The sequence below is a fragment of the Nonomuraea sp. NPDC049655 genome (assembly GCF_044465465.1).
Lineage (GTDB): Bacteria > Actinomycetota > Actinomycetes > Streptosporangiales > Streptosporangiaceae > Nonomuraea.
This window is the reverse complement of the sequence record NZ_JBITLS010000021.1, coordinates 79,580-91,629: the sequence shown is the minus strand read 5'-3', so window position 1 is coordinate 91,629 and position 12,050 is coordinate 79,580. Positions and strand designations below refer to the sequence as shown.

7 protein-coding genes are annotated in these 12,050 nt (G+C 73.3%); 5 read left to right on the top strand and 2 right to left on the bottom strand.

Annotation, left to right across the window (positions count from 1 at the left end):
• Window positions 1-87 precede the first annotated feature (87 nt).
• Together ACIBQ6_RS46940 and ACIBQ6_RS46935 are read left to right on the top strand one after the other, a co-directional pair.
• Window positions 88-795, top strand: a complete 708-nt coding sequence (locus ACIBQ6_RS46940) for an RraA family protein (protein WP_358299398.1) — start codon at window positions 88-90, stop codon at window positions 793-795.
• On the top strand, window positions 795-3,947 hold the full coding sequence (locus ACIBQ6_RS46935; RefSeq protein WP_397219138.1) for a hypothetical protein: 3,153 nt from the start codon (window positions 795-797) through the stop codon (window positions 3,945-3,947). Before ACIBQ6_RS46940 ends, ACIBQ6_RS46935 begins: the two co-directional genes overlap by 1 nt.
• Here ACIBQ6_RS46935 and ACIBQ6_RS46930 read toward each other — a convergent pair.
• Window positions 3,872-4,654, bottom strand: coding sequence for a polysaccharide deacetylase family protein (locus ACIBQ6_RS46930; RefSeq protein WP_397219137.1), 783 nt, complete (start codon window positions 4,652-4,654; stop codon window positions 3,872-3,874). The genes ACIBQ6_RS46935 and ACIBQ6_RS46930 overlap by 76 nt on opposite strands.
• 142 nt (window positions 4,655-4,796) lie before the next feature.
• Between ACIBQ6_RS46930 and ACIBQ6_RS46925 the strand changes: the two genes are divergently transcribed.
• From ACIBQ6_RS46925 to ACIBQ6_RS46915, 3 genes are read left to right on the top strand one after another with little or no spacing between them, the layout of a single operon-like run.
• Window positions 4,797-6,281, top strand: a complete 1,485-nt coding sequence (locus tag ACIBQ6_RS46925) for a twin-arginine translocation signal domain-containing protein (protein ID WP_358299407.1) — start codon at window positions 4,797-4,799, stop codon at window positions 6,279-6,281.
• The gene (locus tag ACIBQ6_RS46920) at window positions 6,278-9,889 is read left to right on the top strand and encodes a beta-galactosidase (protein ID WP_397219136.1); all 3,612 of its coding nucleotides are present in this window, start codon (window positions 6,278-6,280) and stop codon (window positions 9,887-9,889) included. Before ACIBQ6_RS46925 ends, ACIBQ6_RS46920 begins: the two co-directional genes overlap by 4 nt.
• A gap of 42 nt (window positions 9,890-9,931) precedes the next feature.
• Complete coding sequence (locus ACIBQ6_RS46915) at window positions 9,932-11,797, top strand: glycoside hydrolase family 97 catalytic domain-containing protein (RefSeq protein WP_397219135.1); 1,866 nt, start codon at window positions 9,932-9,934, stop codon at window positions 11,795-11,797.
• Here the strand turns inward: ACIBQ6_RS46915 and ACIBQ6_RS46910 are convergent.
• On the bottom strand, window positions 11,794-11,922 hold the full coding sequence (locus tag ACIBQ6_RS46910) for a hypothetical protein (RefSeq protein WP_397219133.1): 129 nt from the start codon (window positions 11,920-11,922) through the stop codon (window positions 11,794-11,796). The two genes, ACIBQ6_RS46915 and ACIBQ6_RS46910, sit on opposite strands and share 4 nt — an antisense overlap.
• Window positions 11,923-12,050: the final 128 nt, after the last annotated feature.

Here is a 12,050-nt window from a genome sequence, read left to right as displayed (position 1 = left end):
CCCCCTTGCCCCGCACCTCACCCTGCCCGCCGGGACCCGCACCGGTCTTCGCGCGGGGCCCGATCACGAGCGTCACCTAGGAGTGGCATGCATCGGCTGAAACGCTGGAACACCCCCACCGTCTACAACGGCTGGGAACAGATCACCCAGCGCGACATCGCCTTCCACCAGGAGGAATCGCGCGACTTCATGCCCCAGATGGGCCCCATGGTCGGCCGGGCGGTCACCGTCGTCATCGAGCCGGGCAACCCGGAGCACCCCGCTGACGTGTGGGACGACTACCGGCGCTACGTGGCCTCGGTCGACGGGCCGAAGATCGTCGTCGTCCAGGACCTCGACAAGCCCAGGACCGTAGGCTCGTTCTGGGGCGAGGTCAACAGCGGCGCGCACCGCGCGCTGGGCTGCGTCGGCACCATCACCGACGGCGCGATCCGTGACCTGGACGAGATGACCGGCGCCGGGTTCAAAGCCCTCGCCAGGCGGCTGTGCGTCGGGCACGCCCATGTCCGCCCGGTGCGCTGGGGCGTGCCGGTCGAGGTGTTCGGGCAGGTCGTCGAGCCGGGGCAGCTCGTGCACGCCGACCAGCACGGGTTCCTGGCGATCCCGGCCGAGGACGAGGACGGGCTGCTGGAAGCGGCGGCCTTCATGGACGCCAACGAGTGCGGCACCGTCATCCCCGCCGCGCAGGCGGCGGGCCGCTCCCACGAGCAGGTGATCGCCGACCTCGGCGCGGCGGGCGAGGACTTCGCCCGCGCGGCCGCAGAGCGCTACGGACGGCAAGGAGAATCCCGCTGATGAAGATCACCTCAAGGAGGGTGGCCGCCGCCTGCGCGGCCACCCTGGCGGCCGGGCTGCTGACGGCCCTGCTGACGGCCCTGCCCGCGCAGAGCGCGAGCGCCGCGGCGGCGGCCACGGCCGTGCTCGGCGCCGACCCCGTCTACACCGGCGTCGTCAAGGCGTGGCCGGGCGACGGCGACAAGGACCCGGCCCACGCCGTCGGCGAGCGCGGCGGCGAGTCGTGCTGGCAGATGTCCGGCACGCCGTACAACCGCTACGTCTACGTGGACGTGGCCGACGCCGCGATCCCGGCCGGGGCGACCCGCGCGTGGGTGGTGGTCCGCTACTTCGACGCCGGACCGGTCGGCCTCGACGTGCACTACGACGGCAAGGCCGGCGCCTTCACCGGCAGCGCCAACGTGGCGCTGACCGGCACCGGCACGTGGAAGAGCTCGGTCATCGGGCTCAGCGACATCAACTTCAAGAACCGGGCCAACGGCGCCGACTTCCGGCTGAACGTCAAGGCCGACGCCGCCTCGATGCCCGCCGTGTGCTTCAGCCGGGTCGAGGTGCACTTCACCGACCCGTCGCAGCTCACGATCACCAACCCGTCGCTGGTCTTCACCCAGGGGACGAACGCGATCGACGTCGCCGCGGCGGCCGACCAGGTGGAGTGGACGATCGGCGACCCGAACGGGGTCCCGCTGCGGTCGGGCACGCGGGCGGTGGCCGGCGGCACCACGAAGATCGACATCTCCGATCTCGGCCCGGGTTACTACCGGCTGACCGTCTCGACCGGGCTCACCACCCGCTCCACCTCGTTCGGGGTCGTCACCCCGTTCGCCACGAGGGATCCGTACTTCGCCGCCGCCATCCACTACGGCTGGCAGCCGGGCATCGAGGAACAGCTGCTCAGGACGGCCGCGCAGATCGGATGGACCGAGGTGCGCTCCGACGCCAACTGGTCGGGCATCGAGAAGCAGGCGGGCGCTTACGACTTCACCGGCGCCCTCGACACCGGCCTGCGCAAGGCGCATGAGAACGGCATCACCACGATGCCCATCCTCGGCTACCGCAACCCGCTGTACGACGGCGGCAAGACGCCCAGCACCCCCGCCGGCCTGGCCGCGTTCGCCCGCTTCGGCGCGGCCGTGGCGGCCAATTACGCCTCCTTCACCAAGGACGTCTCGGTCTACAACGAGTACAACTCCACCGGCTTCAACGACGGCGCCTGCGGCATCACCCCGCAGTGCTACCTCGACGTCGTCAAGGCCCTCTACCCGGCCATCCACCAGGCGGTGCCCGCGGCCAACGTGGTCGGCCCGACCTCGGCCGGCACCCAGCTCGCCTGGCACGACCAGTTCCTCGCCCTCGGCGGCCTGGACTACCTCGACACGCTGAGCGTCAACTTCTACGGCTACGCCGACGCCGGGGCCGGCACGCCGCCCGAGCGGACCGTGATGACGACCGAGTTCCCGCAGCTCGTGGCGAAGGTCAAGGCCAGGAAGGACATGCCGATCTGGATCAGCGAGAACGGCTGGCCCACCCACACCGCCGGCTCCACCGAGGCCCAGCAGGCCGACTATCTGATCAGGGCGCAGACGCTGGCCAGGAGCGCGGGCGCGGACAAGTACTTCTGGTACGACCTCATCGACGACGGCGACAACGCCGGCGAGCGCGAGCACCGCTTCGGCCTGTTCCGCCGCCCGGTCTCCGGCGTCGCCGCCCCCTCGCCCAAGCCGGCCGCGATCTCGCAGGCCGTGCTGATCCGCAAGCTCGCCGGCCGTACGCTCGGCGCCCGCCAGGACACCGGCGACGTCGACGTCCACTCCTACCCGATCAGCGGCGGCACCCGGCTGCTGTGGGCCGTCCAGCCCCGCTCGGTCACGCTCTCCGCGCTCGGCGACGTCACGCTGACCGACCAGTTCGGCGCGGTCAGCACGCTCAGACCGCAGGCCGGCAAGGTGCGGCTCGACCTGGACGGCAGCCCCGTCTTCGTCTCCGGCCCCGTCTCCTCGGTCGAGGCCGGCGCCTCGCCGCTGTCGGTCAGCGCCCCCGAGCAGTCGGTCACCGGCGAGAAGCTGGCCGTGACCGTCACCGCCGACCGCACCGGCGGCGCGAAGCTGCCGGGCAGGCTGGCCGTGGCCGCCGGCGGCGTCAAGGCCGACCTGGTCACCCGCAAGGGCAGGAAGACGTCGGTCACGCTGGAGCTGCCCGCCACTCCGGTGACCGGCCGCAGGCCGGTCACCGCGACGGCCGCCGCCGACCGCGGCCCCATCGCCCGGCTGCGCTCGGGAACCCAGGTGGTCAGGCCGTACACGGTCAACGGGCGGCCGGTCGTCGACGGGAGGAAGCTCCGGGTCACCGTGACCAACAACAGCCCGTCCGCGCCGGTCAAGCTGAGCTCCGTCGGCTGGCAGGTGGGCTCGTGGCGCGGGGTGGTCGCCGATCCGGCCGAGGTGCCCGCGCTGGGCTCGGCCTCGGTGGAGGTGCCGGTGCCGGACGCCCTGCCGTACGTGAACTACAGCTACGCGGTCACGGCCGGGAACGCGAGCGACACCGGGTCGCTCAGCTTCAGCCCGATCGAGAAGGCCGGGGCGACCACCCTGGACCCGATCGACCTGAACGGCCTCGGCCGCTGGGTGGGCCTGCGCGGCGGCACGCGGACCGGCCCCGACGACCTGTCCGGGACCATCCGGTTCACGCACAGCCCGGACGCGCTGATCCTGGACGCGGTCATCAAGGACGACGTGCACAACGCCGCCCGCACCGACCCGTCGCAGACCTGGCAGGTCGACTCCGTGCAGTTCAGCCTGTACTCGGCCTTCCCGGGCGAGCTCACCGGCGACCGCGTCGAGATCGGCGCGGCCCTGCTGCCGTCGGGGCCCGCCGCCTACACCTGGACCGGCCCGGCCGGGCCGCCCCCGGGCGCCGACGTCGCCATCACCAGGGACGAGACGGCCAAGACCACCACGTACCGGCTGGCCGTGCCGTGGGCGTCGCTCGGCTACGACAAGCCGCCGACCGGCGTGATCGGGATCTCGTTCCTCGTCAACGACGCCGACGGCGGAACGGGCGGCGACGCCCGCGACGGCTACCTCGAATGGGGGAGCGGCGTCGGCAGCGCGCCGAAGAACCCGGCGCTGTTCCGCTCCGCCCAGCTCGTCTGAGCGGACCGGTCCAGGTCGTCGAAGCCCAGGACGTCGAGTCCCAGCTCGGCGGCCTGGGCCAGCACCGTCTCCAGCCGCGCCGGTGACACGTGGTTGCACTCGTGCGAGTCGGCGACCGCGTGCGCGTAGAACGTCACCGCCTCCTGCCGCCCGGCCGCGCGCACCAGGGCCGAACGCACCGAGGCGTCGTCGACCCCGGCGGGCTTGAACAGCTTGCCCGTGTCGATCCCGGCCCCGATCAGCACGCGGCGCCCGGCGAGCTCGGCGACCGGGGTGAAGATCTCGTCCACGGTGTCCAGGCCGCCCTCGGCCGGGTGCCGGGCGCCGCCGCGCAACCGGGGGAACACCCCGCCCAGCACCGCGTCCGATCGTTCGTCGCGGCGGCTCACCGGATAGGCGAAGCAGGCGGCCTCGAACCCGTGCGCGCGCAGCGCCGCCAGGCACGGGGTGACGTCCTCGGCCAGGTAGCCGTCGCCGCCGAGGGCCGCGATCCGGTCGGGCGCCCACAGGTGCCGGTAGCCGTGCGCCCCCACGGTGTGCCCGTCGTCCGCCAGCTCGCGCAGCCGTCTCCAGCCGTCGTCGTCGATCCTGTACGGCTCGCTGACGAAGAACGTCACCCGCGCGCCGTACTCCCTGAACAGGCCGCGCACCGCGCTCCATTCGGGGACGAAGAAGTCGTCGAAGGTCATCAGCAGGATGCCGCTCATGGCGGTGATCATAACGTGTTAACGCGTCAACTTGAAGGCGTACACGTCACTCGTACGCGTCCGTTGACGGGAGGCGGTCCGGATCTCTAGTCTCCACTTAATCCGGGGAATGGATTTAGTCGCCGTTCGCGAAGGAGAACCCGTGACCGCAGCCGATCCGCCCGACGTTCCTCGTGCCCTCTCCCGCCGTGCCGTCCTCGCGGGCGCGGGTCTCGGCACGGCCGCCGCCGTGCTCGGGCTCCCCGGGCCGGCGAACGCCGCCGCGACGCCCGTGCCGCTGGGGGCGCTGCTCGGCACCAACCACGCCGCCGGGGCCGGTCCCGGCATCGGCGCCCTGGCCGGGATGTCGTGGGATCGCGCCGACGTCCTCTGGGCCGCCGTCGAACCGGCCCAGGGGACGTACGACGACACCGCCGTCCACGCCTTCGGCGCCCGGTTCGCCGCCGCCGCGCTGAACGGCGTCACCCTGCTCCCGGTCCTGGCCTACTCCGCCCCGTGGGCCGCCCGGACGACGGCGTACGGCTGGACGCACTGGGACGTGCGGTACGAGGTCGGAGCCGCCCAGGCGAACACCGGCTCGGGCTGGTCACGCCGGGTGACCAGGACCCGGATCAGCACCGGCGAAATCCTCCAGGACGAGGTCGTCGTGCTGCCCAAGGACAGGACGCCGCCGGCGGACCCGGCGAGGTGGAGCGCGTTCGTCGACCACGTCGTGGGGATCCTGCGCGGCACCTACGGGGTCGAGTACTTCCAGGTGTGGAACGAGGCGTACTGGTCGGCGGGGTTCTGGTACGGCAGCCCGTACGAGTACGTCGACCAGATCCACAAGCCTGCGTCGGCGGTGATCCGCGGCCACGGTGGCAAGGTCGTCTACGGCGGCTGGCCGTCGGTGGCGGCGATCGCCCGCTTCACCGCCCTGCTGACCGAGACGAGCGCCTGGTCCAGCATCGACGTGCTCGACGTGCACTACTACAAGCCGTCCGACCTGGAGTCGCTGCGGGTCGCGTGCGTCGCCGCGCTGGGGACGTCGCTGCCGATCTGGCAGACCGAGATCGGCTACTCGACCAGCCCCGCGGCGGCCGCCCTGGTGTACCCGGGACTGCTGCACTGGGCGATCACGCGCGGCCTCGCGCAGCGGCCGGACGGCTTCAAGCTGCTCTGGTACGCCTGGCAGGCGCCCGCCTCGGCGTCCGCCGCCGACGCCGGCCGCTACCTGCGCAAGGCCGACGGGACGCCGACCTCCCACGGGGTCTGCCTCGGCACCGTCGCCGACCTCTTCGACGGCGTGGTGCCCGAGACCTACGACACCCACACCAACGACGCCGGGCTCACGACGTCCCGGGACTGGGCGTCCGGTTCCGTCGAAGGGTTCCTGGTCGGCGGCAGCAGGATCGTCATCGCCGTCCACACCCCGGCCGGCTGGGCGGGCACGCACGTGACCTTCACCCTGGCCTCGCCGCCGCCCACGGCCGTCGCGGCCCGCGTGGACCTGACCGGTCAGCGCACGCCGCTGACCCTCACCGGCGACACGGTCACCGTGCCGCTGGCCGACGCGCCGGGGTCGGCCGCCGCCTCCTGCAACGCCGCTTCCAGCATCCGCACCTGCTATCTCGAGGTCTCCTTGTGACAATCTCCCGCCGTACCTTCCTGCGCGGCGTCGGCGTCTCCGCCACCGCCGCCGTGCTCCCCGCCGTCACCGCCCAGTGGGCGGCCGCCGACCCGCGCTCCGCCCTGCTGACCCGCGAACAGCTGACGGCGCTGCTCGGACGGGGCGCGCACCTCCCGCTCGTGAGACTCGCCGCGGCGGGGGACCTCGGCGGCGCGTTCGGCGCCCGCCTGCCGAGCCGCGACGACCAGGTGTCCATCACGGGGTGGGCCGGCGCGGACGACCTGTCGGCCGACCTCGCGCTCGGCTACGACGCCGAACGGCTGTACGTCGCCGCGACGGTGACCGACGACGTCCACCACCCGATCGGCGGCACCAACCAGTGGCAGGGCGACGGGCTCCAGATCGCCTTCGGCGACAGCGGCGGCGGATACGGCCCGGAGTACGGCCTCGCGCTGCTCGACGGCGGCCCCGAGGTCTACCGGTTCAGCGACGGCCCGGTCACCTCGCCGGTCGGCGACGTCACCCTGACCGCCCGGCGCGAGGGGACGAAGACGCACTACCTGGCGGCGTTCCCGTGGGCCTCGACCGGCGTCGACGCCCCGGCTCCCGGCGGCTCGGTGCTGTTCAACGCGATCGTCAACGACAACGACGGCGCGCACCGGCGGGGCTGGATCCAGTGGCGTCCCGGCATCGCCACCGGCAAGTCCGCGCAGGAGTTCGTGCGGCTGGCGGCCCTGCCCGAGTCGGGCGCGTGCCAGGCCTGGATCACCCTCGACGAGGACGAGGTCGAGGCGGGGTCCACGATCGAGGCGGCGATCTACGTCCTGAACTGGGACGACGCCGAGCGCCGCGTCGAGGTGACCGGCCCGGACGGCGCCGCCACCCCCGCGACGATCCCGGCTCGCACCACCCTGCGGCTCACGATCCCGATCACCGCGACGACCGCGGGCGAGCTCGCGATCAGCGCCTCGGTCAAGGACCTGACCGGCGGCGCGACCACCGATCTGGCGGCGACCGGCCGGGTGACGATGTCGGCGGAGGCGATCGCGCGGGACCTCGCCGGGATCGCCGCCTCCGTCAGGACGGCCGGGGACCTGCTGGCACAGTGCGAGGACCGGGGGATCCCCACTCACTACGAACGCGTCGACGCGACCACCTTGGAGAAGTTCACCGGCTACACCCGCGACGACGTCACGGCAGGTCAGAGGTGGCGTGCCACCTACAACACGGTCACCATGACGGCGATGGCCGACCACCTTCTCACCCGCCTGCGATCCCTGGCCGCCGGGAAGGCCCGGGGGACGCGGGTGCCGCGCTACGTCACCGGGCCGATCGGCCGCGACGACTGGATGTTCACCGGCACGGTCTCCGACGGCACGACGACCAGGAAGGGCCGCCCGGTCGTGTTCAGCGGCCCGATGGGATGGGCCGAGGTGGTCGCCGACATCCCCAGGCTGGCCGATCTCGGCTTCAACGCCTGCGCCCTGGAGATGGGGCCGCAGAGCGCGATCGTCCCGCCGGACGCGATCCCGGGCTGGGGCACGGCGGGCGTCGGCGACGCCGCGGTGACCTTCGCCCGCGACGCGTCGGTCTCGCACGGCTCCGCCGCGTCCCTGCGGGTGTCGTTCGCCGGTCCGAGGCGGCCGAACAACTACCGCCAGTTCTCCCAGCTGCTGACCGTGGAGCCGGGGGCCGCCTACCGGGTCCGCGCGTGGATCAAGGGGCAGGACGTCACCCTTCGCGCGGTGTCGATCCCCACCGCCACCTGGGCCACCCGCTACTACCCGCCGGCGGGCAGCTACGACTGGCAGCAGGTCGAGTTCACCCTCACCCCCGGCAACGTGTCGTCCTACCGCTTCTCGATCATCTGCGAGGGCCAGGTCGGGGCGCTGTGGATCGACGACCTGACCATCACGCGCGCCGACGGGACGGGTCCGGAGAACATCGCGGGCAACGGCGGGTTCGACGAAGCGGTGACGGTCGCGGCGAGCGGCGAGTACGCGGTGTCGCCGTACGAGATCGACCGGGGCCCGGTCCGCTGGCTCGCGGCGGCGGCCGAGGCGAACGTCGCCCTGAGCCTGCTGCTGGCGCCGCAGTACTTCCCGGCCTTCCTGACGGCCAGGCACCCCGAGCTCAAGCTGGCCGAGGGATACGACGTCCACCACCCGCTGGCGCGGGAGGTGATCGAGGCGTTCCTGCGTGCGATCGTCCCCAGGATCGCGAAGTCGCCGGCGCTGCACAGCCTGATCCTCAGCAACGAGCCCCGCTACGTCGACACGGCGAGCCCGTCGACCAGGCTCGGCTGGGCGCGCTTCCTCGCCGCGGAGTACGGCGACATCGCCGAGCTCAACAAGGTGTACGGCACCGTCCACCGGACCTTCGACGAGGTGCCCGCCCCCGGCGTGCGGGCGGTCGAGCCGACCGTGCGGTGTCACGACTGGATCACCTTCAACACCAGGGCGTTCGCCGCGTGGCACGCGTGGATGGCCGAGGTGGTCCACGACATCGCCCCGGACGTCCCGGTGCACTCCAAGATGGTGGGCAGCACCCTGAAGGACCGCAACTACCTGCTGTGGGGCCCCGATCCCGAGCAGTGGGCCACCTTCTCCCAGCTGTCGGGCAACGACGCGTCGAACTACCCGGGACAGGGCGCCGACGGCTTCCTGGGCAAGTTCGCGTTCTACGACCTCCAGGCCGGCATCGCGCGGACCCCGGTGTTCGACTCCGAGGACCACGTGATCCCCGACCGCAGCACGTCGTACTCGAAGGTGGAGGCGGCCCACGTCGCGGCGGACCTGTGGCAGGGCGCCCTGCACGGCCGTTCCGCCACCGCCTTCTGGGTGTGGGCGCGGACCACCGAGGCGGCGTCCACGCTGGCGGGCAGCATGCTGCACCGGCCGGACGTGATCGCCGCGGCCGGCCGGACCAGCCTGGACCTGAACCGGTTCGCCGCCGAGGTGGCCCTGCTGCAGGACGCCGGGGCCGGGGTCGGCATCCTGTACTCGCGCACCTCGTCGGTGTACTCCGCGCAGCACCTGGCCGCGGTGCGCGAGGTGTACAAGGCCCTGACCATGAACGGGGTCCCCGTGCACTTCGTCACCGAGTCCGGCCTGTCCGGGCGGCAGGCCGCCGAGGGGGTGAGGACGGTGATCGCACCCGGGGTGACGCATCTGCCGTCCGCCTGCCTGCCAGGGCTGCGGGACCTGGCCGGAAAGGCCCGGCTCGTCGTCGCGGGCGCCGACGCCCTGACGCGCGACGAGCGGAACCGGGCCCTTCCGGCCGGTGAGCGCGCGCAGGTGCTCAGGAAGGCGACCGTCCTGCAGGCCGACGGCCCGGCCGGCATCGGGGCCGCCGTCCTCGGCCTGGCACGGCGGCTCGGGCTCGACGTGGTGACGCTGGAGCGGACGTCCGGCGGCACGCCCGCGGACGTCGAGTGGCGGCCGGTGCACGACGGCAGGCGCTGGCTGGTCGGCGTGACGAACTACGGCAAGCGGCCGGAAGTGGTGACGATCAGGCTCCACGGCCGCGGGCCGCGCGACCTCCAGGACCTGCTCACCGGGGAACGGCTCGACCGGTCGCGGACGGAGCTGGCCCCGCTGACGCCGCGCCTCCTGACCCTCCGGTAATGCCGCTTTTTATTCCATCCATCGGACTAAAGGAAACCCAACGTGTTGTGGACCGTGAAGTCGCCCGAGGGCGCGGTCGAGCTCGACGTCTCACTGGACGACCGGGGCCGGCTCTTCTACGACGTGCGGCGGCGCGGCGTCGTGCTCCTGCGGCGGTCCAGGCTCGGCGTCGAGCGGCGGGACGCGTCGTTCCACGACGGGCTCACGCTGGTCGCCGAACCCGTGGCCGAGGTGCGGGAGGACGGTCACGCCGCGCAGCACGGCAAGCGCGCCGTGCTGCGCGAGCGGTCCACGGCGGCGACGCTGTCGGTGCGCGGACGCAACGGCGCGCGCCTCGACCTCGACCTCCGCGTCCTGGACGACGCCGTCGCGTTCCGCTACCGCTTCCCCGAGGGCTCCGGCACGGCCACGGTCACCAGGGAGCTGACGACCTTCGCGTTCGCGGCGGAAGGGCGTGCCTGGGCGCAGCCGACCTCGCCCTCCGACGGCGGCGGGCCCGCCCACGAGAACCTCTACACCAACGGCGTGCCCATCGGCACCCCGACCGGCGCGCGCTCCTACGACCTGCCCGCCACGTTCGAGGTGAACGGGCAGTGGCTGCTCCTCTCGGAGGCCGGGCTCGACGAGACCTTCCACGGCACCCGGCTGGCCCCCGTCCCGGCCGGCCGGGAGTACGGCGTGCTGGGCCCCGACCCGGACGAGGGCCTCGGGCACGGCGACGCCCTGGCCACCTCGGCGTTGCCGTGGACGCTCCCGTGGCGGTTCGTCGCGATCGCGGACACCGCGGCCGGGCTGATCGGGTCCACGACCGTGTGGCACCTGGCCGAGCCCGCCGCGATCACCGACACCTCGTGGATCAGGCCGGGACGCGTGTCGTGGAGCTGGTGGTCGGAGAACGCCAGCCCGCGCGACCTGGCCGCGCTGCGGCGCTTCGTGGACCTGGCGGGCGAGATGGGCTGGGAGTACTCGCTCGTCGACGCGAACTGGACGGTCCACACCGAGCAGGAGATCCGCGACCTGGTCCGCTACGCCGCGGAACGGGACGTGCGCCTGTTCCTCTGGTACAACTCCGCCGGGCCGAACAACGACTCGACCGAGGGGCCGCGCGACCTCATGCACCTGCCCGAGACGCGGCGGGCGGAGCTGGCCAGGATCGCGGGCTGGGGGATCGCCGGGATCAAGGTCGACTTCTTCCACTCCGACAAGCAGGCCGGGATCGCGCACTACCTCGGCATCCTGCGGGACGCGGCCGAGGCCGGGCTGATGGTCAACTTCCACGGCAGCACCATCCCGCGCGGCTGGGAGCGGACGTGGCCGCACCTGATGACGCTGGAGGCCGTACGCGGGGCCGAGTGGTACCTGTTCGGGCCGGCGTTCGCGGAGGAGGCCGTGTGGCACAACACCGTGCTCCCGTTCACCCGCAACGTGATCGGCCCGATGGACTACACGCCGGTGACCTTCGGCGACGCGCTGCGGCCCCGCAGGACCACGGCGGCCCACGAGCTGGCGCTCGCGGTGGTCTACGAGTCGGGGCTGCTGCACTTCGCGGACTCGCCCGAGTCCTACCGGGCGCAGCCGGCGGAGGTGCGCGAGGTGCTGCGGGCCGTGCCGGCCGCCTGGGACGACACGGTCGGGCTGGCGGGGGAGCCGGGCGACCACGTCGTGCTGGCCCGCCGTACGGGAGGGACCTGGTGGCTGGCGGGCATCAACGGCCCGGTCGCGCGCCCGGCGGTCACCCTCGGCCTCGGGCGCCTCGGGCCGCTGAGCGGCACCTGGCGCCTGGTCGGCGACGGCGCGGACCGCGACGCGGTGGCGGTCTCCGACGTCGCGGCGGGCGAGGCGTTCCAGGTGCCCGCCATGCCCCCGGGCGGCGGCTTCGTGGCCCGCCTGCTTCCCGAGCGGACCTAGGGGCGGGCCGAGAAGCGTTCGTCGAGGATCAGGCAGGCGGCGCCGATCGCGGCCACGTCGGCGCCCAGCGCGGTCCCCATGACGCCGAGGTCGTGGATCTCGCGCATCACGAACCGCTCGGCCACCGCCGACCTGAGCAGCGGCAGGTAGTGGTGTGGGGGCGGCGCCCCCCCGGGCCCCCCCCCCCCCCCCCGCGGCGGGGCGCCGCGCTGGGCGGCGGGGGGGGGGGGGGCGGGGGGGCCCCCCCCGGCGC

Coding starts and splice junctions, on each gene's coding strand:
- ACIBQ6_RS46940 (WP_358299398.1), top strand. CDS start 88: ATGCATCGGCTGAAACGCTGGAACACCCCCACCGTCTACAACGGCTGG.
- ACIBQ6_RS46935 (WP_397219138.1), top strand. CDS start 795: ATGAAGATCACCTCAAGGAGGGTGGCCGCCGCCTGCGCGGCCACCCTG.
- ACIBQ6_RS46930 (WP_397219137.1), bottom strand. CDS start 4,654: ATGAGCGGCATCCTGCTGATGACCTTCGACGACTTCTTCGTCCCCGAA.